This is a genomic window from Enterobacter sp. T2 (assembly GCF_010692925.1).
GTDB classification, from domain to species: Bacteria; Pseudomonadota; Gammaproteobacteria; order Enterobacterales; family Enterobacteriaceae; genus Enterobacter; species Enterobacter kobei.
In genome coordinates this window covers 1863630-1887917 of sequence record NZ_CP048736.1, presented here as the reverse complement: position 1 = coordinate 1887917, position 24288 = coordinate 1863630, and the positions used below count along the sequence as shown (strand labels likewise).

General features: G+C 52.9%; 28 protein-coding genes. 11 read left to right on the top strand and 17 right to left on the bottom strand.

The genetic code is table 11. From position 1 onward, the window contains the following. Window positions 1-44 precede the first annotated feature (44 nt). The 4 genes from rplT to thrS form a co-directional block, all read right to left on the bottom strand. Entirely contained in the window at window positions 45-401 is a 357-nt protein-coding gene (gene rplT, locus G0034_RS08980) for a 50S ribosomal protein L20 (RefSeq protein WP_000124850.1), read from the bottom strand. Between the two features lie 50 nt (window positions 402-451). After that, entirely contained in the window at window positions 452-649 is a 198-nt protein-coding gene (gene rpmI, locus G0034_RS08975) for a 50S ribosomal protein L35 (RefSeq protein ID WP_001124225.1), read from the bottom strand. A gap of 97 nt (window positions 650-746) precedes the next feature. Then, window positions 747-1289, bottom strand: a complete 543-nt coding sequence (gene infC / locus G0034_RS08970; RefSeq protein ID WP_059287945.1) for a translation initiation factor IF-3 — start codon at window positions 1287-1289, stop codon at window positions 747-749. A gap of 3 nt (window positions 1290-1292) precedes the next feature. After that, window positions 1293-3221 (bottom strand): threonine--tRNA ligase, encoded by a 1929-nt coding sequence (thrS, locus tag G0034_RS08965; protein WP_014883490.1) that lies wholly within the window; start codon window positions 3219-3221, stop codon window positions 1293-1295. A gap of 321 nt (window positions 3222-3542) precedes the next feature. Between thrS and yncL the strand changes: the two genes are divergently transcribed. After that, a complete protein-coding gene (gene yncL / locus G0034_RS08960; protein ID WP_071819746.1) occupies window positions 3543-3635 on the top strand; it encodes a stress response membrane protein YncL in 93 nt (30 codons plus the stop codon). Window positions 3636-3733: 98 nt separating this feature from the next. Beyond that, window positions 3734-3841 (top strand): small membrane protein YniD, encoded by a 108-nt coding sequence (gene yniD / locus G0034_RS08955; RefSeq protein WP_008500658.1) that lies wholly within the window; start codon window positions 3734-3736, stop codon window positions 3839-3841. A gap of 61 nt (window positions 3842-3902) precedes the next feature. Here yniD and G0034_RS08950 read toward each other — a convergent pair whose 3' ends face one another. Next, window positions 3903-4661, bottom strand: a complete 759-nt coding sequence (locus tag G0034_RS08950; protein WP_014883489.1) for a DUF481 domain-containing protein — start codon at window positions 4659-4661, stop codon at window positions 3903-3905. A gap of 296 nt (window positions 4662-4957) precedes the next feature. On the opposite strand from G0034_RS08950, the gene pfkB reads away from it, so the two are divergent. The 3 genes from pfkB to G0034_RS08935 all read left to right on the top strand — a co-directional run bounded on the left by pfkB (window position 4958) and on the right by G0034_RS08935 (window position 7250). Continuing rightward, window positions 4958-5890 (top strand): 6-phosphofructokinase II, encoded by a 933-nt coding sequence (gene pfkB / locus G0034_RS08945; RefSeq protein ID WP_045135060.1) that lies wholly within the window; start codon window positions 4958-4960, stop codon window positions 5888-5890. Between the two features lie 103 nt (window positions 5891-5993). Continuing rightward, entirely contained in the window at window positions 5994-6284 is a 291-nt protein-coding gene (ghoS, locus tag G0034_RS08940; RefSeq protein WP_045135059.1) for a type V toxin-antitoxin system endoribonuclease antitoxin GhoS, read from the top strand. 105 nt (window positions 6285-6389) lie between these two features. Continuing rightward, window positions 6390-7250 carry a fructosamine kinase family protein gene (locus G0034_RS08935; protein ID WP_014883486.1) on the top strand — a complete coding sequence of 287 codons (861 nt, stop codon included), beginning with the start codon at window positions 6390-6392 and terminating at the stop codon, window positions 7248-7250. A gap of 36 nt (window positions 7251-7286) precedes the next feature. Here the strand turns inward: G0034_RS08935 and G0034_RS08930 are convergent, their stop codons facing one another. Next, window positions 7287-7823 carry a YniB family protein gene (locus G0034_RS08930; RefSeq protein ID WP_023332771.1) on the bottom strand — a complete coding sequence of 179 codons (537 nt, stop codon included), beginning with the start codon at window positions 7821-7823 and terminating at the stop codon, window positions 7287-7289. A gap of 148 nt (window positions 7824-7971) precedes the next feature. Between G0034_RS08930 and hxpB the strand changes: the two genes are divergently transcribed. The 3 genes from hxpB to G0034_RS08915 all read left to right on the top strand — a co-directional run bounded on the left by hxpB (window position 7972) and on the right by G0034_RS08915 (window position 10853). Then, window positions 7972-8643, top strand: coding sequence for a hexitol phosphatase HxpB (gene hxpB / locus G0034_RS08925; protein ID WP_179120734.1), 672 nt, complete (start codon window positions 7972-7974; stop codon window positions 8641-8643). Window positions 8644-8743: 100 nt separating this feature from the next. Further along, window positions 8744-9334 (top strand): metal-dependent hydrolase, encoded by a 591-nt coding sequence (locus G0034_RS08920; protein WP_014883483.1) that lies wholly within the window; start codon window positions 8744-8746, stop codon window positions 9332-9334. 127 nt (window positions 9335-9461) lie between these two features. After that, window positions 9462-10853: an L-cystine transporter gene (locus tag G0034_RS08915; RefSeq protein WP_179120733.1), complete on the top strand. Its 1392-nt coding sequence runs from the start codon at window positions 9462-9464 to the stop codon at window positions 10851-10853. 47 nt (window positions 10854-10900) lie between these two features. On the opposite strand, the gene cedA is transcribed toward G0034_RS08915, so the two are convergent. Beyond that, window positions 10901-11176 carry a cell division activator CedA gene (gene cedA, locus G0034_RS08910; RefSeq protein ID WP_226862265.1) on the bottom strand — a complete coding sequence of 92 codons (276 nt, stop codon included), beginning with the start codon at window positions 11174-11176 and terminating at the stop codon, window positions 10901-10903. 167 nt (window positions 11177-11343) lie between these two features. On the opposite strand from cedA, the gene katE reads away from it, so the two are divergent. Continuing rightward, window positions 11344-13593, top strand: a complete 2250-nt coding sequence (gene katE / locus G0034_RS08905) for a catalase HPII (RefSeq protein WP_179120732.1) — start codon at window positions 11344-11346, stop codon at window positions 13591-13593. A gap of 92 nt (window positions 13594-13685) precedes the next feature. Here the strand turns inward: katE and chbG are convergent, their stop codons facing one another. The 7 genes from chbG to osmE all read right to left on the bottom strand — a co-directional run bounded on the left by chbG (window position 13686) and on the right by osmE (window position 19537). Then, window positions 13686-14435: a chitin disaccharide deacetylase gene (gene chbG / locus G0034_RS08900; RefSeq protein ID WP_023332766.1), complete on the bottom strand. Its 750-nt coding sequence runs from the start codon at window positions 14433-14435 to the stop codon at window positions 13686-13688. Window positions 14436-14446: 11 nt separating this feature from the next. Beyond that, entirely contained in the window at window positions 14447-15802 is a 1356-nt protein-coding gene (locus tag G0034_RS08895; RefSeq protein WP_179120731.1) for a 6-phospho-beta-glucosidase, read from the bottom strand. A gap of 110 nt (window positions 15803-15912) precedes the next feature. Further along, a complete protein-coding gene (gene chbR / locus G0034_RS08890; RefSeq protein ID WP_071819744.1) occupies window positions 15913-16755 on the bottom strand; it encodes a transcriptional regulator ChbR in 843 nt (280 codons plus the stop codon). Between the two features lie 5 nt (window positions 16756-16760). Next, on the bottom strand, window positions 16761-17108 hold the full coding sequence (gene chbA / locus G0034_RS08885) for a PTS N,N'-diacetylchitobiose transporter subunit IIA (protein ID WP_014883476.1): 348 nt from the start codon (window positions 17106-17108) through the stop codon (window positions 16761-16763). 47 nt (window positions 17109-17155) lie between these two features. Further along, window positions 17156-18514 (bottom strand): PTS N,N'-diacetylchitobiose transporter subunit IIC, encoded by a 1359-nt coding sequence (gene chbC, locus G0034_RS08880; RefSeq protein ID WP_014883475.1) that lies wholly within the window; start codon window positions 18512-18514, stop codon window positions 17156-17158. Window positions 18515-18593: 79 nt separating this feature from the next. Next, window positions 18594-18911, bottom strand: a complete 318-nt coding sequence (gene chbB / locus G0034_RS08875; RefSeq protein ID WP_014883474.1) for a PTS N,N'-diacetylchitobiose transporter subunit IIB — start codon at window positions 18909-18911, stop codon at window positions 18594-18596. A gap of 281 nt (window positions 18912-19192) precedes the next feature. Next, entirely contained in the window at window positions 19193-19537 is a 345-nt protein-coding gene (osmE, locus tag G0034_RS08870) for an osmotically-inducible lipoprotein OsmE (RefSeq protein WP_010430142.1), read from the bottom strand. Window positions 19538-19769: 232 nt separating this feature from the next. Here osmE and nadE point away from each other — a divergent pair, with 232 nt between their 5' ends. Continuing rightward, window positions 19770-20594 carry an NAD(+) synthase gene (gene nadE, locus G0034_RS08865; protein WP_023332763.1) on the top strand — a complete coding sequence of 275 codons (825 nt, stop codon included), beginning with the start codon at window positions 19770-19772 and terminating at the stop codon, window positions 20592-20594. A gap of 179 nt (window positions 20595-20773) precedes the next feature. Continuing rightward, window positions 20774-21652 (top strand): excinuclease Cho, encoded by an 879-nt coding sequence (cho, locus tag G0034_RS08860; protein WP_179120730.1) that lies wholly within the window; start codon window positions 20774-20776, stop codon window positions 21650-21652. Here cho and ves read toward each other — a convergent pair. The 3 genes from ves to astE all read right to left on the bottom strand — a co-directional run bounded on the left by ves (window position 21630) and on the right by astE (window position 24279). Then, entirely contained in the window at window positions 21630-22187 is a 558-nt protein-coding gene (gene ves / locus G0034_RS08855) for an environmental stress-induced protein Ves (protein WP_014883471.1), read from the bottom strand. The two genes, cho and ves, sit on opposite strands and share 23 nt — an antisense overlap. Before the next feature lie 297 nt (window positions 22188-22484). Then, entirely contained in the window at window positions 22485-22976 is a 492-nt protein-coding gene (gene spy / locus G0034_RS08850) for an ATP-independent periplasmic protein-refolding chaperone Spy (RefSeq protein ID WP_047027189.1), read from the bottom strand. 337 nt (window positions 22977-23313) lie between these two features. After that, window positions 23314-24279, bottom strand: coding sequence for a succinylglutamate desuccinylase (astE, locus tag G0034_RS08845; RefSeq protein WP_179120729.1), 966 nt, complete (start codon window positions 24277-24279; stop codon window positions 23314-23316). Window positions 24280-24288 lie beyond the last annotated feature (9 nt).

Genomic DNA, 24288 nt, shown 5'->3' with positions numbered 1-24288 from the left:
GTGTTAAATGAAAAGAGGAGGCAAAGCCCCCTCTCTCAACTGGCTTATGCCAGTGCTGCTTTCGCTTTTTCGACCAGAGCGGTGAACGCTACTTTGTCGAATACTGCGATGTCAGCCAGGATCTTACGGTCGATTTCAACAGAGGCTTTTTTCAGGCCGTTGATGAATTTGCTGTAAGAAATACCGTTCTGACGTGCTGCTGCGTTGATACGCGCAATCCACAGTTGACGGAACTGACGCTTACGCTGACGACGGTCACGGTAAGCGTACTGACCTGCTTTGATAACAGCCTGGAAGGCAACGCGGTATACGCGTGAACGCGCACCGTAGTAGCCTTTAGCTTGTTTCAAAATTTTCTTGTGACGTGCACGTGCAATTACACCACGTTTTACGCGAGCCATGTGTGCTCTCCTGTATCTATTCTAAGTTAAAAAAGTTAAACGTTAACGACTTATGCGTACGGCAGGCACGCGATTACCAGGCCCAGATCGCCTTTAGAAACCATGGCTTTTGGACGCAGGTGACGTTTACGCTTGGTAGCTTTCTTAGTCAGAATGTGACGCAGGTTAGCGTGCTTGTGCTTAAAACCACCTTTACCGGTTTTTTTGAAGCGCTTAGCAGCACCGCGTACGGTCTTAATTTTTGGCATTTTAATAACTTCCACTTCGCATTGTTAAATAAACGAAACATAGGCGAACAAAACCTATGAAACCCGAAGGCTCCACAGATTTTGCTGCTTGAAGGCCTTACTGTTTCTTCTTAGGAGCGAGCACCATGATCATCTGGCGGCCTTCGATCTTCGTAGGGAAGGATTCGACTACTGCCAGTTCACTCAGATCTTCACGGACGCGGTTAAGCACTTCCATACCGATCTGTTGGTGGGCCATTTCACGACCGCGGAAACGCAGTGTGATCTTGGCCTTATCGCCATCTTCCAGAAAGCGAATCAGGCTGCGGAGTTTTACCTGATAATCGCCATCGTCGGTACCAGGACGGAATTTGATTTCCTTAACCTGGATAACTTTTTGCTTCTTCTTCTGTTCCTTAGAAGACTTACTCTTTTCATAAAGGAACTTGCCGTAGTCCATGATACGACAAACTGGCGGTTCGGCGTTAGGGCTGATTTCAACTAAATCTACTCCAGCTTCTTCAGCCTTTTCGATTGCTTCTCTCAGACTCACAATCCCCAGCTGCTCGCCTTCCAGACCTGTTAAGCGAACTTCCTGGGCGCGAATCTCGCCATTGATACGATTCGGACGTGCCGTTTGAACTCGTTTTCCGCCTTTAATACCTTATTCCTCCAGTTGTTGAAGACTGCGGCTGCGAATCTCTTGTTGCAGCTTCTCAATCACTTCACTTACGTCCAGGCTGCCCAGGTCTTTACCACGGCGGGTGCGAACGGCAACTTTGCCTGCTTCCACCTCTTTATCACCACAGACCAACATATACGGGACACGACGTAAAGTGTGCTCGCGGATTTTAAAGCCAATCTTCTCATTTCTCAAGTCTGCTTTTACGCGAATGCCCGCATTTTGTAGTTTCTGCGTCAATTCTTTAACGTAATCTGCCTGAGAATCGGTAATGTTCATCACCACTACCTGCACTGGCGCAAGCCAGGTTGGGAAGAAGCCCGCGAACTCTTCGGTCAGGATGCCGATGAAGCGCTCCAGTGAACCGAGGATTGCACGGTGAATCATAACCGGTACCTGACGTTCGTTGTCTTCGCCAACATAAGAGGCGCTTAAACGCTGCGGCAGGGAGAAGTCCAGCTGTACAGTACCGCACTGCCAAGCTCTGTCGAGACAGTCATACAGGGTAAATTCAATTTTCGGACCGTAGAATGCGCCCTCGCCCAGCTGGTATTCGAACGGAATACCGTTCTCTTCCAGCGCCACGGCGAGATCCGCTTCTGCGCGATCCCATGTCTCATCGCTACCGATACGTTTTTCCGGACGCGTTGAGAGTTTGACCACGATCTTCTCGAAGCCAAAGGTGCTGTACATATCGTAGACCATACGAATACAGGCGTTAACTTCATCACGAACCTGATCTTCAGTACAGAAGATATGCGCATCATCCTGAGTAAAGCCACGAACACGCATCAGACCGTGAAGCGCACCTGATGGCTCGTTACGGTGGCAGCTACCGAACTCCGCCATACGCAGCGGCAGGTCACGGTAGGATTTCAGACCCTGGTTGAAGATCTGAACGTGGCCCGGGCAGTTCATTGGCTTAATGCAGTATTCACGGTTCTCGGACGAGGTGGTGAACATCGCATCTTTGTAGTTGTCCCAGTGGCCGGTTTTTTCCCACAGCACACGGTCCATCATGAACGGGCCTTTTACTTCCTGGTACTGGTACTCTTTCAGCTTGGAGCGTACGAACGTTTCCAGTTCACGGAAGATGGTCCAGCCGTCGTTATGCCAGAATACCATACCCGGCGCTTCTTCCTGCATGTGATACAGGTCAAGCTGTTTACCGATTTTACGGTGGTCACGCTTCGCCGCTTCTTCCAGGCGCTGCAGATAGGCGTTCAGGGCTTTTTTATCGGCCCATGCGGTACCATAAATACGCTGCAACATTTTGTTGTTGCTGTCGCCACGCCAGTAGGCGCCTGCGATCTTCATCAGTTTAAAGTGATGACAGAAACGCATATTCGGCACGTGCGGTCCACGGCACATGTCGATGTATTCTTCGTGATGGTACAAGCCTGGCTTGTCATCATGAGAGATGTTCTCGTCAAGAATAGAGACTTTATAGCTCTCGCCACGCTTGACGAAGGTTTCACGCGCTTCGTGCCAGCTGACTTTCTTCTTGATGACGTCATAGTTCGTTTCGGCGAGCTCGTGCATACGTTTTTCGAGCGCGTCGATATCTTCCTGGGTCAGGGTATGGTCAAGGTCAACGTCATAGTAGAAGCCGTTGTCGATAACCGGACCAATCGCCATTTTGGTGTTTGGCCACAGCTGCTTAATAGCATGACCTAACAGGTGCGCACAGGAGTGACGAATGATCTCCAGACCTTCTTCGTCTTTCGCGGTGATGATTGCAAGCGTCGCATCGTTTTCAATCAGATCGGACGCATCAACCAGCTCACCGTTCACACGGCCGGCGATGGTCGCTTTCGCGAGGCCAGGACCGATATCCAGGGCAACATCCATTGGGCTAACAGCGCGGTCGAAATGGCGTTGGCTGCCATCAGGAAGAGTAATTACAGGCATTTTATATCCTTATTTGCAGTGATGCCCCACACATAAGAGCATATACAAAGAAAATAATCGTGATTAAACAGTAGATTACGAAACATCTGACCAACAATCGTCAAATTGGTTCGTTATCCTGCACCTGCCGAATTCAGATAAATGCGGGTTTACGGCAAGGGACTTAATGTTAACACTAACAGCAAGGGGATTGCACCCTCTGCTGCCACAATGAAGGACTGGCATGTTGCAGATATTTGCAGATTGCGTCTCTCTGGCACTCGCATTTCGCCGATGCTGAGCTAACTTTGAACAGGCCTTTAACATCCACAGGTGCTTACCATGAACGTATCCAGTAGAACGGTAGTGATATTAAATATCCTGTCAGCAACCGGTTTATTGTTGATTCTCGCCGATCGATTCCACTGGTTCTGAGCTGAACCCCATACCGGCATAACACGATTGCTCCCAGGAAGGGGCATATTTCGGCCCCGTTTGATAGACTATGCGTATCAACGGACAAGGATTAGGTTATGCCAACAAAACGATTTGCCGTAAAACACTGGAAAATGGTGCTGGTGCTGATTGCCATCTGCGGCGCAATGCTGCTACTTCGTTGGGCGGCAATGATTTGGGGTTAGAGAATCAGAAGGGACGTCTGGCAGAGATGAGAAACGGGCCGATATTTTCGGCCCGCCATGATTACATTCTATAACCCAGTGAAACGGTGGTTCTGCGATCGGTATGTTCAGGCGCGCTTGCTGGTGGTGAAGAGTTCCAGGTCACGTTGTAGGCCACTTTCAAACCGAAGTGTTCATTGATAGCCACGTTCAGGGCACTTTCAGAGTTCAGCGTTGTATCCTCGGCACCAAACACAGACACACCCTGAGTGAATTTGGTGTTATCGGTCATCTGCCATGCGTAGGTACCTGACGCATAACCCAGCGGCTGGGTTTCATCTTCGCCGTTGGTGTACTCGTCGTAGCGAACCCCAGGACCGAATTCAAAACGGAAGCTGTGTACAGGCCCATTCAGGAACTGACGACCATAACCCGTCGTGAATACATCACGCTGGCGATAGCCATTATAACGGTCGGTTAACCAGCTTGCCTGACCGAATATGTAGTCATAGTCGGTCATGTTGTAACGGCTACGTCCACCTGCCGCATATTTCTCGGAAGAGCGTTCATCGTTAGCGGACGTGTTGCTGGCATTCCCCCACAGCGACCATGCTGTGGTATTACCGTACCAGGTCAGGGTGCTGTCCGCCGTCAGAGAAGAGCTTTTTGTGTTACCTGATTGCGCGAGATACCCGGCATTCAGATTACCTTCGAAGGGTTTTTTGGCAGTGGAGGGATCGTCCATGACAGTAAAAACGGTGTCATCGGCGGTTGCATTCAGTGATGCAAATACGCCACCCGCCAGCATCAGTGCTGCGGGTACTGTCTTCAAAAGCTTCATTTTATTTAAGGAGTCCGTACAACAAAAAAAGAGACCACCACGGTCTCGGAAACTTTCTTGAGGATCAATGACAAGGCGTCCAGAGAAAGGTAACAAATTATAAAAAGGCGCAAATAACATAGCAATATTTTCTTATTTCATTTTTTGAATAAGAACGATCCCAAAGCGCGTTTTATTTTATATATCTTTTATCACGCTTGTTTCAGCATTCATTTTTAAAATCATACTGTTATTTACATTGCCTTCCTGTCGATCGGTGCCAGGCTTAAAAGAACCCATACTAAAAGGAGGTTATGATGGCTTCTATTTATACGCTGACACTCTCCCCTTCCCTCGACTCCGCGACTATCACCCCGCACATTTACCCTGAAGGTAAACTACGCTGTAGCGCCCCTGTGTTTGAGCCGGGCGGCGGCGGCATTAACGTGGCGCGCGCCATTACCCATCTTGGCGGTAAAGCCACCGCCATATTCCCTGCCGGGGGTGCCACGGGGGAACATCTTGTCTCTTTGCTGGCGGATGAACAGGTTGCCGTAGACACCGTAGCGGCCCAGGACTGGACCCGGCAGAATCTGCATGTCCACGTCGAATCCAGCGGGGAACAGTATCGTTTCGTGATGCCGGGCGCCAGACTGAGCGATGATGAGTTTCGTCAACTGGAAGAGAAGGTACTGACCATTGAAAGCGGCTCACTGCTGGTTATCAGCGGTAGTCTGCCGCCAGGCGTCAAAACGGAAAAGCTGACGGCGCTGGTTAAGGCAGTGCTTCAGCGTGGTATCCGCTGCATCGTCGACAGCTCAGGTGAAGCCCTGCAGGCGGCGTTAGTCCCCGGGCAGCTTGAACTCGTTAAACCTAACCAGAAAGAGCTTAGCGCGCTTGTGAATCGCGAACTTAACCAGCCTGATGACGTGCGCACCGCCGCAGAAGAACTGGTTCGCAGCGGCAAAGCGCACCGCGTGGTCGTCTCTCTCGGTCCTCAGGGGGCGCTGGCTGTCGACAAGACGGGCTTTGTGCAGGTTGTGCCGCCGCCCATGAAAAGCCAGAGTACCGTGGGTGCGGGTGACAGCATGGTCGGCGCGATGGCGCTAAAACTGGCGCAGGGTGCTTCTCTTCTGGAAATGACGCGTTATGGCGTCGCGGCGGGGAGTGCCGCCACCATTAATCAGGGGACGCGGCTGTGTTCGCTTGCCGATACGCAGAAAATCGTCGATTACCTTTCAAAAGACTGACCTCTATTCCCCTTCCCAATCGAAGGGGAATTTACCTTAAAGTCGCCAAATATGGCATATCGACTATGCTAAAAAAACTTTCAGAATAACAACGAGGTGAATTATGAGCAGTGGTGAGATCACCCGCTATGTCGCAACCATCAATCTTCGTGAAGCGTCGCTGACCGAGCTGAACGAGCTCAATAACGCCTTTACTCGCGCGAATTTTCTGCTCACGCTGACGGACGATGACGGCCATATTCATGATTTAGGCACGCTGACATTTGGTTTGATCGCGGCCCTGAGTGAAGAAGACGTTCACGCCCTGGCCGCCAGCCTGGTGGAAAGTGTGACCGACAAGCCCGCCGACATCACCGTGGAAACGTGGGAAAGCTGGCATAAAAAAGAACAATAAGTGCGCTGCATGAATTTAAACCGCTCAGGTGTGCGTTAGTTCGTATTTTTTTACCGCAATTATGCGCTAACTTTATGATCTGGCAGACAACATGGGAGAGTCAACATGTGGCAGGCTATCAGTCATCTTTTAAGTGAGCAACTGGGTGAAGGTGAAATTGAACTGCGTAACGAACTGCCAGGCGGAGAGATCCACGCCGCGTGGCATTTACGCTACGCAGGACGCGATCTTTTCGTGAAGTGTGATGAGCGAGAACTGCTCCCGATATTCACCGCTGAAGCCGACCAGCTGGAACTGTTGTCTCGCAGTAAAACGGTGACAGTACCGCAGGTGCTGGCTCTGGGCAGCGACCGGGACTACAGTTTCCTGGTCATGGACTATCTCCCTCCCCGCCCGCTGGATGCCCATAACGCCTTCATTCTCGGGCAACAGCTCGCGCGCCTGCACCAGTGGAGCGACCAGCCCCAGTTTGGGCTCGATTTTGACAACGACCTTTCCACTACCCCACAGCCCAACGCCTGGCAGCGTCGGTGGTCGACGTTTTTTGCCGAACAGCGCATCGGATGGCAGCTTGAACTGGCCGCCGAAAAAGGGCTGGAATTTGGCAATATTGATGCCATCGTTGAGCATGTACAACAGCGCCTGGCCTCCCATCAGCCGCAGGCATCTCTGCTGCACGGCGATTTATGGTCCGACAACTGCGCGCTGGGTCCCAACGGCCCCTATATCTTCGACCCGGCCTGCTACTGGGGTGACAGAGAGTGCGATCTGGCCATGCTGCCCCTGCATCCAGAGCAGCCCCCGCAAATATATGATGGCTATCAGTCAGTCTCCCCTCTGCCGTCCGATTTTCTCGAGCGCCAACCGGTGTATCAGCTTTATACGCTGATGAACCGCGCTATCCTTTTTGGCGGGCAGCATCTGGTCAACGCCCAGCGTGCGCTTGAACGCGTACTTGCGGCATAGGGACAAATCGGGTGGCCGTGCCGCCACCCTCATCTGTCAGAGAAAACCCAGCAGTGAGAAGAAGAAGTATCCCGCCACAATGATGATAATGGGGAGAATATAGAGCGGGAAAATTTGCAGGAAAATGGTGTGACGCGGTACCACAATGCGGGATTCAATCTGCTCCCGGCTCATTCCTTCGGGGCCTTTCGCCTGTTCCAGAATTAACTGATCCTCAACGCCTTCGCGCAGAAAACGGGTCTGGCGACTCATTCGCGCGCCGGATGCCTGTAACGCCATGGCAATAAAAATCAACGCATAGATGACCCAGAACCCAATATTAAGCTGCTGGTGAAAATCCGGCGTTGGCGAGTTGAACCAGAAAACATTCAGGAACGGGGTGTTGAACCGCATCATCTCAATCATGACATGCGCAAAATCAAGCATGACGGCATTAATGCCTGGCTGTTTTTCGCTGTGATCGTACATAAATTTGAGCACAGAAATCAGCGTAGAGATGACGGCGGGAATAAAAATCACCCAGCCAGCAATACGTTTTAAGACAGCAATGCGTCCAGCTTGTTGATACGTCATCAGTTCCTCTTCATAAAGACGCGTTATTTGTGGCTAAGTCTACCTGCTGGACAGCATTTTCGCCCGATCTTTGAAAGCAATATGCTAAATTGCTAAGTGTGCTTAGCACTTATCGTCTGTCGAACACCCTGGATAAGGAGACGTTGTGATGTCGACACCGCGCCAGATACTTGCCGCTATTTTTGACATGGATGGATTACTGATTGATTCCGAGCCGTTGTGGGATCGCGCCGAGCTGGACGTGATGGCCAGCCTGGGCGTTGATATCAGCCGCCGTAATGAACTTCCCGACACGCTGGGCCTGCGCATTGATATGGTCGTAGACCTCTGGTACGCCCACCAGCCGTGGAGTGGCCCAGATCGCGACGAAGTCACCGCGCGCATTATCAGCCGCGCCATCGCGCTGGTGGAGGAGAACAAGCCGCTATTGCCTGGCGTGCGTGAAGCGGTCGCGTTGTGTAAGGCTCAGGGGCTGAAGGTGGGCCTGGCCTCCGCTTCACCGATGCATATGCTGGAAAAAGTGCTCATTATGTTTGAGCTGCGCGACAGTTTTGACGCCCTGGCGTCAGCTGAAAAATTGCCCTACAGCAAACCGCACCCGCAGGTCTATATGGACTGTGCCGCTAAGCTGGGTCTTGATCCGCTTACCTGTGTCGCGCTGGAAGATTCCGTTAACGGCATGATCGCGTCCAAAGCCGCACGTATGCGCTCCATTGTGGTTCCGGCAGAGGAAGGCCGCCACGATCCCCGTTTTGCCCTTGCCGATGTGAAGCTTAATTCGCTGACAGAACTCACGGCGCATCACCTTAAGGGCGGCTAACAACATGCTCCATTTGTGACAAACAGTTACACCGTCACCTCTTCCGCCTACTGTATAAAAACCCTATACTGTATGAATTGACAGTTTCGTGGGTTTTATCATGACGGCGGAAGGCCACCTCCTTTTTTCCATAGCGTGCGCAGTATTTGCCAAAAACGCTGAACTCACTCCCGTGCTCGCACAGGGGGACTGGTGGCATATTGTCCCTTCCGCCGTATTGACCTGTCTGCTGCCCGATATTGATCATCCCAAATCATTTCTTGGGCAACGCCTGAAGTGGGTCTCGAAACCCATCGCTCGCGCGTTCGGCCACCGGGGGTTTACGCACAGCCTGCTGGCCGTTTTTGGTCTGCTTACCCTTTTTTATTTAAAAGTGCCCGAAAGCTGGATCGTCCCTGCTGATGCCATTCAGGGGATGGTGCTCGGCTACTTAAGCCATATTCTTGCCGATATGCTGACGCCCGCTGGCGTTCCACTTCTCTGGCCGTGTCGCTGGCGCTTTCGTTTTCCCATCCTTGCGCCACAGAAAGGGAACCAGCTTGAGCGCGTATTGTGCATGGCGCTCTTCGCTTACGCCGTCTGGATGCCACAGACATTGCCCGAAAACAGTGCAGTGCGCTGGTCTTCGCAGATGATCAATTCGCTGCAATTTCAGTTCAATCGCTTTATTCATCACCAGATTGAACAGTAAACCAACAAAATCATTCCGTTTGTCATAAACCATTCCATTTGGATATAAGCGCGACATCACACTTCTGCTAACCTTCCGCCAACAGGATCGGGAAAAACCGATCCCATAATAAATCAGGAGAACGGGGATGAATTTTCCACTCATCGCGAACGTTGTTGTGTTCGTTGTATTGCTATTGCTTCTCGCGCAGACGCGCCACAAACAGTGGAGCCTGGCGAAAAAAGTGCTGGTTGGTCTGGCCATGGGTGTCGTATTTGGTCTGGCGTTGCAGGCGATTTATGGCTCCGATAATCCAGTTCTGAAAGACTCTATTCAGTGGTTCAACATTGTCGGCAACGGCTATGTCCAGCTGCTGCAGATGATCGTGATGCCGCTGGTGTTCGCCTCTATTCTGAGTGCCGTTGCCCGCCTGCATAACGCCACTCAACTGGGTAAAATCAGTTTTCTGACCATTGGTACCCTGCTGTTTACCACGCTGATTGCCGCGCTGGTGGGTGTGCTGGTAACCAACCTGTTTGGCCTGACGGCCGAAGGTCTGGTGCAGGGCACGGCTGAAACGGCACGCCTGACCGCGATTCAAACCAACTACGTGGGTAAAGTGGCCGATCTGACGGTTCCGCAGATGGTGCTCTCCTTCATTCCGAAGAACCCGTTTGCTGACCTGACCGGCGCCAGCCCAACGTCCATCATCAGCGTGGTGATCTTCGCGGCATTCCTCGGTGTGGCCGCACTGAAGCTGCTGAAAGACGATGCGCCGAAAGGCGAGCGTGTGCTGACGGCGATTGATACCCTGCAAAGCTGGGTGATGAAGCTGGTGCGTCTGGTCATGCAGCTGACGCCATACGGCGTGCTGGCGCTGATGACTAAAGTGGTAGCGGGCTCTAACCTGCAGGACATCATTAAGCTGGGCAGTTTTGTCGTCGCCTCTTATCTGGGCCTGGGCATCATGTTCGTGGTGCACGGTATCCTGCTGGGCGTGAACGGCGTCAGCCCACTGAAATACTTCCGCAAAGTCTGGCCGGTACTGACCTTTGCCTTCACCAGCCGCTCCAGCGCCGCGTCTATTCCTCTGAACGTTGAAGCGCAGACCCGTCGCCTGGGCGTGCCAGAATCTATCGCCAGCTTCTCTGCGTCCTTTGGTGCCACCATCGGTCAGAACGGCTGTGCGGGTCTCTACCCGGCGATGCTGGCGGTGATGGTTGCCCCGACCGTGGGTATCAACCCGCTGGATCCGGTCTGGATCGCCACGCTGGTCGGCATTGTGACCATCAGTTCCGCCGGTGTTGCCGGTGTTGGTGGCGGCGCGACCTTCGCTGCGCTGATTGTGCTGCCTGCACTGGGTCTGCCAGTAACGCTGGTCGCGCTGCTGATCTCCGTTGAACCGCTGATCGACATGGGTCGTACCGCGCTGAACGTGAGCGGCTCCATGACCGCCGGTACGCTGACCAGCCAGTGGCTGAAGCAGACCGACAGAGCCATTCTGGAAAGTGAAGACGACGCCGAACTGGCGCACCGGTAATTGCCGGGAAATAAAAAAACCGCCTGATGGCGGTTTTTTTATGGCTGTTATTCTTCAACCTCTTCATCCTGGCGGATTTGCACCGCCCATCGCTGGGCAGACTCCGGCACGGAAAACGTCGGCGATCGACGGAAATGCTCCCCCATCAGGACAAACGCCACATATTTACCACGAAGCTGCCAGACATCACGAAAACCCTCCACTTTCAGGGCATGGTCAGGCGGCGCGGGTTCCACGCGGGGCACATAGCTAATAACCTGGCGGTTTTGTTGACGAAGAGGTTTCATAAGCGACGGGTTCACTAAAGCAAATTCTTGAAGCAGGAAAATTCTATGATAGCCGATTCTGCTCCCTTCCGTCGCGCTCCGAATGGCTGAGAGGGCTCCTTTCGTTAATGGCGGCATGTGAAAACTCTTAGTTCGCGAGCTATCTCACGACATTGTTCTATCCTTAATAGGGTTTTTAGCAATGGATAAAGGAGAAGCGTGCAATGTCGAACAAAGATAATACACATCAATCACCGATTCATGGCACTGAAGAATCTCAACCGGGTATGGACTCTCTCGCCCCTGCTGACGGCTCTCACCGCCCCTCGCCAGGCCCTTCCGCCCCTGGCGAACAGCCTACCGCACCGGGAAGCATGAAATCGCCGGACACCGGGAACGAGAAGCTGAAATCGCTTGAGCCACACCGTAAAGGTGGTGAAGGTTTTGCACTCACGACCAATCAGGGCGTGCGCATTGCTGACGATCAAAACTCTCTTCGCGCCGGCTCGCGCGGCCCCACCCTGCTGGAGGACTTTATCCTGCGGGAAAAAATTACCCATTTCGACCACGAGCGAATTCCGGAACGTATCGTTCACGCGCGCGGCTCGGCTGCGCATGGCTACTTCCAGCCGTACAAGAGCCTGAAAGCGATCACCAAAGCAGATTTCCTCTCCGACCCGGATAAAATTACCCCGGTGTTTGTCCGATTCTCCACCGTCCAGGGGGGCGCGGGTTCGGCAGACACGGTGCGTGATATTCGCGGTTTCGCCACCAAGTTTTATACCGAAGAGGGTATTTTTGATCTGGTGGGCAATAACACCCCGGTGTTTTTCATTCAGGATGCGCATAAATTTCCTGACTTTGTCCATGCGGTAAAACCGGAGCCCCACTGGGCCATACCGCAGGGACAAAGTGCGCACGACACCTTCTGGGACTATATCTCTCTGCAACCTGAAACGTTACACAACGTGATGTGGGCGATGTCTGACCGGGGTATTCCGCGCAGCTATCGCACGATGGAGGGGTTTGGTATTCACACCTTCCGTATGATTAACGCGGAAGGAAAAGCCACGTTCGTCCGGTTCCACTGGAAGCCGGTGGCGGGCAAAGCCTCGCTGGTGTGGGATGAGGCGCAGAAGCTGACCGGGCGCGATCCAGACTTCCATCGTCGTGAGCTGTGGGAGTCCATTGAAGCCGGCGATTTCCCTGAATATGAACTGGGCCTGCAGCTCATTCCGGAAGAGGACGAATTTAAGTTTGATTTCGACCTTCTTGACCCGACCAAACTGATCCCCGAGGAGCTGGTGCCGGTTCAACTGGTGGGGAAAATGGTGCTCAACCGTAACCCGGATAATTTCTTTGCCGAGAACGAGCAGGCCGCGTTCCACCCGGGGCATATCGTGCCGGGACTGGATTTCACCAACGATCCGCTCTTACAGGGACGTTTGTTCTCGTACACCGATACGCAGATCAGCCGCCTTGGCGGGCCGAACTTCCACGAAATTCCAATTAACCGTCCGACCTGCCCGTACCACAATTTCCAGCGCGACGGGATGCATCGTCAGGATATTGATACCAATCCGGCTAACTACGAGCCTAACTCGATCAACGATAACTGGCCGCGCGAAACACCGCCAGGCCCGAAACGCGGAGGTTTTGAGTCGTACCAGGAGCGTATCGATGGCAACAAAATTCGCGAGCGCAGCCCTTCCTTCGGCGAGTATTACGCCCATCCTCGCCTGTTCTGGAACAGCCAGACGCCGATTGAGCAGCAGCACATCATCGGCGGCTTTAGCTTCGAGTTAAGTAAGGTGGTGCGCACCTACATCCGCGAGCGCGTGGTCGATCAGCTTGCGCACATTGATATTCAGCTCGCCCAGAGCGTGGCGGATAACCTGGGTATTACCCTCACCGACGAGCAGCGCAACCTTGCTCCGCCAAAAGAGGTCAACGGCGTGAAGAAAGATCCGTCGCTGAGTCTGTATGCGGTGCCAGGTGGCTCAATTAAAGGCCGCGTGGTCGCCATCCTGCTGAACGATAAAACCCGGGCCAGTGACGTACTGGGCATTATGCAGGCGCTGAAAACCCAGGGCGTACACGCCAAACTGCTTTATTCCCGAATGGGTGAAGTGACGGCTGATGACGGTTCCGTGCTGCCGGTGGCTGCGACCTTTGCCGGGGCACCCTCGCTGACCGTCGATGCGGTGATTGTGCCGTGCGGGGATATTGCCAGCCTGTTGAACAACGGTGACGCCGTCTATTACCTGCTGGAAGCTTATAAGCACCTGAAACCGATCGCGTTGTCCGGCGATGCGCGTCAGTTTAAAGCGCAACTGAAGGTTGCCGAGCAAGGTGAGGACGGCATTGTCGAGGGCGATAACGTGGACGACGCCTTTATGACGAAGCTGTTTGACCTGCTCGCCGCGCACCGCGTCTGGTCACGCAGCAGCAAGATTGACCAGATCCCGGCGTAAAAAAAGCCGGGTGGCGCTTGCGCTTACCCGGCCTACAACAGTTTGCAGGTCGTTCGTAGGCCGGGTAAGGCGAAGCCGCCCCCCGGCACTTCTCACAGATCCCGGAATGTCCCCAACCGATACCCACGTTCGGCAATCGCGTATTTCAGCGACGGCGACGTCAGCACATCCAGCTCCGCCAGGCGCGGCCAGCAGTACGCGCTCTTGCGCACGATATTATCGACAAATGCGGGGTGCGCCATGACCTCCAGTGACTTTTCTCCCCGGGCTGCAGAATCATCCAGCACCTTCAGGAACAGCGCTTCGTCGATCGCCTCGCCGTAAAACGCGCTGCTGAACCCTGCGGTGGTTGTCACCGCACTGTCCGGCAACCCTTGCACCTCACGATCCACGCGCATCGCTACGCCTTTGCGTTGAGCAAACGCCGCAACGATCGGGAAAATTGCCGGGATCATATGCACGTGGTGATGGCTGTCGATGTGTGTTGGCAGATCACCAAACAGATCAGCAAAGCGGTTGAACTGACAGTCCAGCTCGCGGGCAATCTCTTCCAGCGGCAGAGCGTCCTGCTCCGCCTGTTCCCAAATCCATTTACCTAACTGTCCGTCACGGGTCAGGCCCGGCATTGGCGTAAGCGGCATACCGAGCGTCAGCACAAAATGCATCCCGACGCCCAGCTCAGGCACGTCGCGGCTTAGCTGCGCCGCATGTTCAACCGCTTCACCATTAACCAGTGCCGTAGTGGATGTCACAACCCCCCGGCGACAGGCTTCAATAATGCCGTAGTTCTGACCTTTCGAGAGGCCAAAATCATCAGCATTAACGATCAGCAGGTTTTCCATTGTGCGTCCTCTCAGTGGTGTTTGAACTTCAGCTTCTCGATCGTGGCGGCGAAGTTCGGCAACCATTTTTCATGCGCCAGGATCATCTCTGCTGCAAGCTGCTCCGCATCGCGGTCGGAATGCACCAGCGGGCTGAGGTTCAGTGCCAGAAGCACGTCATTCAGCTCGCCGCTCAGCGCCGCCTGACTTGCCGCCACTTCAAAGCCTTTAATGGTGTGGATCAGACCCATAACTTTGTCATCAAAATGAGTAATGCGCGGATGCGGTTTAGCGCCATCGCGTCCCAGAATGCAGGTCATCTCAACGGCCCAGTCAGCCGGGATATTGTCGATGTGGCCGTGGTGCGGCACGTTAACATAGTGCTCCGCTTGCTTGTCGTTGTAGATGGCGTTGATCACTTCACACGCCGCATCGGAATAATAGGCCCCGCCGCGCTGCTCAAGCTCTTTCGGCTTGACGTTCAGGTTCGGATCTTTATACAAGTCGAACAGCTGCTTCTCAACTTTCTGAACGATTTGCGCCCGCGCGCCCCCCTTGTAATACTCGCCCATTTCGATGGCCAGCATCTCTTTCTGCTTGAAGTAATAAAGCAGGTAGGAGCACGGCAGCAGATTCAACGAGCGGATCAGCCCTTCGCTGAACGGCAGGTCAAAGATGTTTTTCACAGACGCAGCGGTCAGACGACCCGAGGCGACCCCGTCCAGCAGTTCAGCAAAACGCGATGTTCCGTTCACGATGACATCTTTAATGAACACCATATGGTTCAAACCGATCAGATCGATAGAGAGATCGTCATTATCGTTCAGTTCCAGCACGTCACGGATAAACATTTTCATGCCGACTGGAATATTACAGACGCCAATAAAGCGCTTGAAACCGGTATGACGATAAACTGCTTCGGTCACCATCCCTGCCGGGTTAGTGAAGTTAATCACCCACGCGTCTGGACAGATTTCCTCCACGTCTTTAACGATGTCGAAAATAACCGGAATGGTACGCAGGCCTTTGAACAGGCCACCGGCACCGTTAGTTTCCTGACCGAGATAACCGTGGCTCAACGGAATACGCTCGTCCAGTTCACGCGCTTTCAACTGGCCAACGCGCAGCTGGGTGGTTACGAAATCTGCATCTTCCAGCGCCAGTCGACGATCCAGCGTTTTATGCACGGTCAGAGGTACGCCCGCTTTCTCAACCATGCGCTGGCACAGGTCGAAAATAATATTCAGCTTCTCCTGACCTTCCTCCACGTCCACCAGCCATAATTCGCTGACCGGTAATTCATGATAACGTTTCAGAAAACCTTCAAGTAATTCCGGGGTATAGCTGCTGCCGCCACCAATGGTTACGACTTTTAATTTCTTTTGCATAATATCTCCCTTTGCGTATCAGGTTAATCGCCTGCAAGGTATAGCGTACTCTTCCCGCTATTTGGGCAAGCCATTAAAGCAATATTCGTGGCGGATAAAACCGCCGAAAGTTAGTTCATTACCGTCAAACTTTTGCGGTAACTGTTCGGGGTGAATGACGTTAATTTCTTAAACGTTTTAATAAACAGGCTGGGGCTACTGTATCCCGATTCGTAAGCAATATCGGTGACCGAGTAGTTAGTAATTTCCAGCTGTTTTTTGGCAAAGTTAATGCGAATGTCATTAATAATTTGCACGGGTGTTTTACGATAATACCGCTGCGTCGCGCGGGTCAGATATTCCTGGGATTTTCCCGACAGGGAAACCATATTCTCCAGCGCATTGTCACTGAACTGGGCTTTATCGTGCATCAGTTCAACAGTGCTGCGCAGCCACTGTGGAATATCATCCGTCACCTGCTGCTCTTCACGATGATGACGCAGCCGGTTCATCACATAGAAAGTCACCGTTTCAATAAACTCGTCAAATTCATTTTCACGGAAGTTAAGCGAGGCAATAACCGTTTCAATCCAGGTCATGAACTCGTTTTTCACGCGATAAACCTGAGACGCCACAAAACAGAACGGTACCAGCGGCAGATAGTGCTTTTCAAAGAAGCGCCTGCTGACGCCGACATTCAGAATGCGGGTTGCACCGAACTCGTAAAAGCTCTGGTGATAGGACCCCATCGGCAGGAAGACAAAATCCCCTCGCTCAAGCAGGACGCGCTTACCGTTGATCTCCTGGTAGTAGCGGCCGGTCAGAACAATCGTGAACTCGTAGTAGTCATGCTGGTGCAGACCACTGGCGCTCTCCGTCTTGTTGTAGATAACCACGTGAAAATTTTTGCCATTAAACAGCTGCTGTTCAAGTGCGGTTTTAATTTCCATCGTGCTGACCTCCTGTTGCAACATCCGACTTAGTGCATTTTCTCGTGAAGCTCAATCAACTCCGCCACCAGCTCGCGCGCCAGCATGGAGGTCATCAGGTGATCCTGCGCGTGTACCAGCACCAGGCTGACCTTCATCTTCCCTTCACCCTGATCGCTTTCAATAAGCTTTGTCTGCACCAGGTGCGCTTCGTTCAGCGCGGTACGGGACTGTTCCATCATGGTTTTCGCGGCGGCAAAATCACCCTGCTTGGCCTGCTTCAGTGCGGCATACGCCAGGCTGCGGGCCTGCCCGGAGTTGATGATAAGCCCCATCACCACTTCTTCAAGATCGTTCTCTGCGGCGTCGTCTGCGACGATACTATCCAAATCTAACATGTTTAAGCTCCTTGTGGCTGACGCGGGTTTCCCCGCGTCGGTCAATCTTAGAATTTCAGTGAGAGGGCAATGTCCTCTTCGCTCTCTTCTTCATCAATGATGGTGGCAGCTTTGTTCGCAATCGCCACGAATGGCATGTAGAGCAGGGTCGCAATCCCGAGGTTGAATATCGCCAGCAGGAAGGCCGCGACGCTACCGTTGGTATTGAAGAACGCGCCCAGCCCCGCTGGCATGGTCCACGGTGCAATGTTGGTCACCGGCGGAATAATGCCCATGTAGTAAGCCGTCAGGGTGATGGCTGCCAGCAGTGGTTGAACCAGGATGAACGGAATGAACATGACCGGGTTCATGATGATTGGCAGGCCAAACAGAATCGGTTCGTTAATCTGGAAGATACCTGATGGCAGCGCCAGTTTGGCTACCTGACGATAGTCAGCACGACGAGAGACAATAAAGACCGCGATGATCAGACCCAAGGTCGCCCCGGTACCACCCAGGAAGATATAGGAGTCAAGCATCGGCTTCGCCCACACATGGAAGGTTTTACCTGCTGCCAGCGCCGCGTCAACGGAGCCGTACTGCTGGTAAAGTGCCACGTTTTCCAGTGCCCACGGGGTCATAATTCCGCTATCCAGCGCAGCCAGTGCCAGTGAGCCATGTACGCCGAAGAACCACAGCAGAGAGGTGAAAATCACATACGCCCAACCGACCACACCACCCATCGACGCCAGCGGCGTGGAGATAGAATCCATGATGATCTGGTGGAAGTTCGTACCCCAGTGAGAGAGCGCCCAGGCAATAATCCCCATAATGGAGAGAATAATAAAGCCCGGAATCAACGCGGAAAATGAACGAGAAACGGACGTCGGTACGCTATCCGGCAAGCGGATAACCCAGTTGCGACGAATAATAAAGGTGAACATTTCCGCCACCACCAGACCGATAACAATACCGGAGATGATGTTCGCCCCACCCAACCAGTTGGCGCCGACGGCATACGCCTCCCCTACGCTGTAAGGCGTGACGGTCATAAATGCAGCAACGGATAATAACCCGGCAGCCAGCGGATCCACTTTTCGCTCTTCTGCCAGTGCCATGCCAATAAAGAAAGGCGCCATCAGCGACATAATACCTAACGTACCGTTATATACGTTGCCGCCGATGGCTTTAAAACCATTAAGGGTTTCAATTGTGGAAGCGTCTAACCGAATGCCTAATGAATAAAAGAAGGAACCTTCACCAAAGCTCAGAAAAACGTTGTTAATTAAAACGAACATGGCCCCGGCCAGCGTCAACGGCATTAATTTAATAAAGCCGTTTTTAATGGCATTAACGTGAGGCTGCTTTCCTATTTTAACAGCAAAAGGAAGGAGTACCTTTTCAAGTGAAGCGATGACTTTACTCATAGGTAAATACCCTTAAATGCCGTAACTCGTGTTACGGCGTATTGTGTGTGAAATAACTCTTTGACGGGAAAAATAAAAATTAATTAGCAGCTTTTTTAATGGCTGCCACAGCAGCTTTCAGAACACCTAAACCATCAATCTTGCCATACAGCCCCGAGTCGATCACTTCGACCGGTTTGTTGGGTAGCAGTCGTTGTATTTCGGGCAACATATAGGCGATTTGCGGCCCCAGTAAAACAACATCGGCTTTCTGGCCTTTCTCGCCCGCCAGCGTTTCTGGAAACGCTTCAATCACCACAGGGACTTCATACTTTTCAGCCTGCGCACGCATCTTTGACACCAGCAGTGAGGTTGACATGCCCGCTGAGCAGAACAGGTAGATATGTTTCTTTTCCATCGTAATTTCCCTCTTGTAGGTCTACCTGCCATCGCGCTATCACTCGACTTGCTGTCCCGGCAGACAGGTAGTTTGCATACTGTTGTTTGTCGTTGGAGTGAGTATACGCAATGGTACAGACAGGGGATAATTCTGAACAGGTTGAAATTGTCTCTCATTGACCTGGCTTGTTGACTACCTTCACATTTCGGGCAAATAATTCGCGCAAAGAAATAAGATTTACGTATACACAAAAAAACCGGCCCATGGGCCGGTTCGTTAACATCTTCAGACAAGCTGGGTTACTGAGCCTTTGGAGCCTGGGGATCGGTGTCGTATTCAGCACAGGTCTGATAACCGGAGTTAATAACATGACCAGTGTCATCCAGGGCGACAAAGTAGGTCTCTGCCTTACCATCACGTTGACCCAGGATATAGGTCTGGCAGGTCCCTTTCGCATGAATCATTGTCACTTCAGAAGAAGGTTTACCGGCGATCGCAGCGACCTGCGAACGGGTCATCCCTTTTTTAACGTCTTTAACCACGGGCTGTGTAAACTGATCCTTGGTGCGATCGTAAGCCGTACACCCTGCCAGCATCGTCAGTACTGCCGCTGCGCTAAGAATTCCTGCTACGTTCTTGTTCATATTCCGTCCTCTTGTTTATCAGCGTGTTATCTAAGCATGGAATAAAAAGTACTATTGTTCAACTTTGTGAATTACGCCAGACGAATTTCGGAAAATTCTAATAAAACAACGATAACCTGCTAAATCGGCGCAAATTAGCGCACTCGAAACTGTGATCCTTGTCGTTTCTCGTCCAAAGGGTTAGTTTTAACAGTTAACACATTCTGTTTATGTTCTGCATATGGAGGGCGTGATGGCTCTGCAACACGAGATTATTCAGGCACTGGGCGCGAAGCCCGCGGTAGATGCACATGAAGAGATCCGCCGTAGCGTGGATTTTTTAAAATCGTACTTAAGAAAGAACGCTTTCCTGAAATCCCTGGTGCTGGGCATCAGCGGCGGGCAGGACTCCACCCTGACCGGTAAACTCTGTCAGATGGCGATTTCAGAGCTTCGCGAAGAAACGGGCGATGAGAAATTGCAGTTTATCGCCGTGCGTCTTCCCTATGGCGTGCAGGCCGATGAACAGGATTGCCAGGATGCCATCGCGTTCATCCAGCCCGATCGCGTACTCACCGTCAATATTAAAGGGGCGGTGCTGGCAAGCGAGCAGGCACTGCGCGAAGCGGGCATTGAGCTGAGCGATTTTGTTCGCGGCAACGAGAAAGCTCGCGAGCGTATGAAAGCCCAGTACAGCATCGCCGGAATGACCAAAGGCGTGGTTGTCGGCACCGACCATGCGGCAGAAGCCATCACCGGTTTCTTCACCAAATATGGCGATGGCGGCACCGACATTAACCCGATTTTCCGTCTGAACAAGCGTCAGGGTAAACAGCTGCTTGCCGCGCTGGGCTGTCCTGAGCACTTGTATAAAAAGGCACCGACGGCGGATCTGGAAGACGATCGCCCTTCCCTGCCGGATGAAGCGGCCCTTGGCGTCACCTATGACAATATTGATGATTATCTGGAAGGCAAACAGCTGGATGAAGGTACCGCGAAGATCATTGAAAGTTGGTATCTGAAAACCGAACACAAGCGCCACACGCCGATTACGGTGTTTGACGACTTCTGGAAATAAACGCAAAACGGCAACCCCGTTGCCGTTTTTAGTGTTTGCCCCCTCTCCCGTGGGAGAGGGTTGGGGTGAGGGCAACAGACCGCACGATGTGGCCGGGTAAGGCGTAGCCGCCACCCGGCTCTTTTTTAACCACAGCGCACCTGCTACACTGTATACCTGAACAGTATACGGAGTAATATGTGAGCAGGCGTCAATTCGCCCCGCGTCTTGAGTTTGAAGCGGCGGCTATCTACGAATATCCCGAGCACCTTCGCCCCTGGCTTGAGGCGCTGCCAAAACAGCCTGGCGTGTACATTTTTCACGGTGAAAGCGACACCTTGCCGCTTTATATCGGCAAAAGCGTCAATATTCGCAGCCGGGTGTTATCCCACCTGCGTACCCCAGATGAGGCCGCCATGCTGCGCCAGTCGCGGCGCATCACCTGGTTTCAGACAGCGGGAGAAATGGGTGCGCTGCTGCTGGAGGCCCGGCTGATAAAAGAGCAACAACCGCTCTTTAATAAGCGCCTGCGCCGCAACCGTCAGCTTTGTTCCCTGCTGATCAGCGACGGTAAGCCGCAGGTGGTTTACGCCCGCGACGTCGATTTTTCTCATGCGCCAAACCTTTTTGGATTATTTGCCAACAAACGCGCGGCCCTTCAGGCTCTGCAAACACTGGCCGACGAGCTACAGCTTTGCTACAGCCTTTTAGGTTTAGAAGGCACCACGCGTGGCCGCGCCTGTTTTCGCTCCGCGCTGAAGCGCTGCGCAGGCGCCTGCTGCGGCAAAGAGAGCGTTGAGGCGCATCACGCCCGCCTCCTGAGCGGTCTTGCGGCCATCAGCATCAACTGCTGGCCGTGGGAGGGCGCCGTGGCGCTAAAAGAAGTGGGTGAAACGATGACGCAGTATCACATCGTCAATAACTGGCTCTGGCTGGGGGCTGTCGATGATTTAAGCGACGCGGCAACCCTTTTACGCACCCCCGCCGGGTTCGATCAGGATGGTTATAAAATCCTCTGCAAGCCCGTTTTAACCGGCAAGTTTGAGGTCATTATGCTCAGTGACCCGGCAGCCAGTTAATTTCACTGAACAGCAGGGTACCCTGAGACTCCAGCAAACGCAGAGTATGGGTCCCCTCCTCCCAGCTGGCGCCCTGATCGGCCGTCAGCAGTTTATCACCCAGCTGCCACGCCCCGCTTAGCACAAACACCACGCCGCCACGCGAGCCAAACGTAGTAAAGGTACGATCGGCAACGCGCACTTTCGCCTTGCAGCAGTCACGCCGGGTCATAATGTTGAAGTCCATCGCCATCCTGCCATCGGAAAGCAATGCCTTTACCGGCAAATCGCCGGCAAAATGGTAAGGTTGATGCGGTTTAAGAGTATGGCGGAACGCCTGTCCGGCATCCAGCGTCACCTCCCCGCCCTCCAGCAAGGTAATGACCCGGTCAACTCCGGGAAAAGCGGAGAATTCGCCGTTGCTGGCGATCGTCGCAATACTGGCTCGCCAGCAAAAATCGCGCGTTGCGGGAGGGATACAACAAATTTCTCGCGTTTCGCCAGCACCATTACGCCAGAGGCTGACCGGCATTTTACGGATATCAAAGAACTCCATCACCACTCCTGAATGGCACAACCCGTGCCAGGGCAAGGATATCGCTACCCTTGCAGTCTTGTTTGTTATCGTTAGGTATTCACAGACACAGTATCGGCAGCAAAGCGGGCAGGCCTTAGCGGAACGTCAATAAAATTGCTAACGCCATGACTCTACAAACATTCTCTGAAGCGACTACAGGAGAATACCGCGCTGGCAGCGGCAGACAAGAGGGCAGGAAAGAAAAACCGCCGGTCCTGTCCACAGCGGTTGCGCTTTTGTGGACAGGATCCCGGCGGTCTTAAGATGTTGAACCGATTATTCGGTCGGTGCTGGCATTTTACCTTCCATCGCCGGACGTTCTGTCAGACGCTTCTCAAAATTGGCATTAAACTGTTTTTTCTGTTCCGGGGTCAGAATGTTGTAGATCTTGTTCTGGGTTTCCATGTGGGCCAGCATGCGGGCTTTATGCTGCTCGGCCATTTTGTCGATCTGCGCTTCGGCTTTCGCCTTATCGAAGGTGTCGCTGGCAATGATGTCATGCATTGCGCGGCGCTCTTCCAGCGGAGGACGCTTCATCTGGTCGCGCTGGCTTTTCATGATGTCGCGGATCTGCTGCTTCTGCGCATCCGTCAGGTTGAGCCCCTTAAACATCATCATCTCGTTGTGCATACCCGGGCCTTTATGATGCATCATCATTTTGCCTTCGGCCGGTGCGCCAGTCGTGGTTGCGGTATCTGCGGCGAACGCCATGCTGGTAGCGCCCAGAGCCAGGGTAGAAGCAACAAACAGTGCAGTAAACTTACGCATAATTTATTTCCTTTCTTTCAGTTATTCTTCGGCGCTGTGCCGTGTTGACGAGATTAACTTTACGGGGTTTATCGTCAATTAGTCAGAGCAACAGTAAAACAATGAAAGTGTAAAAAACAATTTTTCGCCAAATGTGGAGGAAATAAGGATAAAGCGTGGAGAGTTGCAACAAAAAATATTCAAAACGATGAATTTAAAGCAATTTCGAAAAAGTATAGCGAAGTGAAGATGAATAATAAAGCAATTCACCAGGAATATTCCGCAAAACAAGGACCAGCGCTTTAAACGTTAAGAAACGTTTTTACTTTCCCCTCCCGGATGATGAGAGGGGAAAGGTTCATGATATTTTTTCCAGCATCAGACCCGCTCGCAGGCCAAACGCGACGGTAGGGTTAGGGAACAACACATATTCCGTTGTTTTCTGCACTTCGTAACGTTCTTCCCCATCTTCCGCCAGTAGCGCTCCTTTGCGAAACGGCGTGAAGTTCAGGGTGTGCGCGGCCATATGAAGCTGGAAAGCATCGCTGCGGCGGGTGATCTGCTGTACGACGCGATACCGTTCAACGGGCGGATGCTCATGGTCGGGAGCCTCGCCCCCGAGCAGAGCCCGCAGCGCGAGATGCGTGGGAGCAAAACGCGTCAGATCGTTCTCACCGAAAGGAAGCGCTTTTCCCAGTTCCAGCGTACAGGCCAGGGCAGCAAAATGTTCGCAGGTAAAATGGGTAAACGTTCCGCCCGGCGACTGATGAAAGACCAGCGCCTCCAGCCCGGCGTCCCCCAGCCAGCGCAGAAAAGCTTCATCCCAGGGCTGATTCCGCTGCGGTAACACGCCAAAGCGCACATGGTAAGACGCGCGGATCGCGGTATGGAGATCAAGATGCCAGCGCACTGGCCCCGCCGTGGAGAAAAACGCGGTCACGACATTCTCAAGCCACGCGGCCCTTGCCGTTTCTTCACTTTGCGGAAACTGCGACCAGCGACCGCCAAACATGCGGTTAATGTCACTCACCAGGTAGCGTTTATTTTGCGCCAGCGCAGGCGGATTGCCCAGCACCACCAGTACGCGACACGTAAGGGTGATATCTCCGCTATATAACGCACGCAGTAGCAAATCGACAATCTCAACGGGTGCCGTTTCATTGCCGTGAATGCCCGTTGAGAGCAGCAGCGACAGCTCGCTGTCGGTAGTCGGCGTCAACTCAAGCACCCCGCGCCCCAGCCACCGCCAGCGGAATGAGGGGCCGTCCCCCTCTTTCTGTTCCGGCGTTTCATCGGCCAGGGTCAGCGCCAGTAAATTTTCCATCCCCACTCC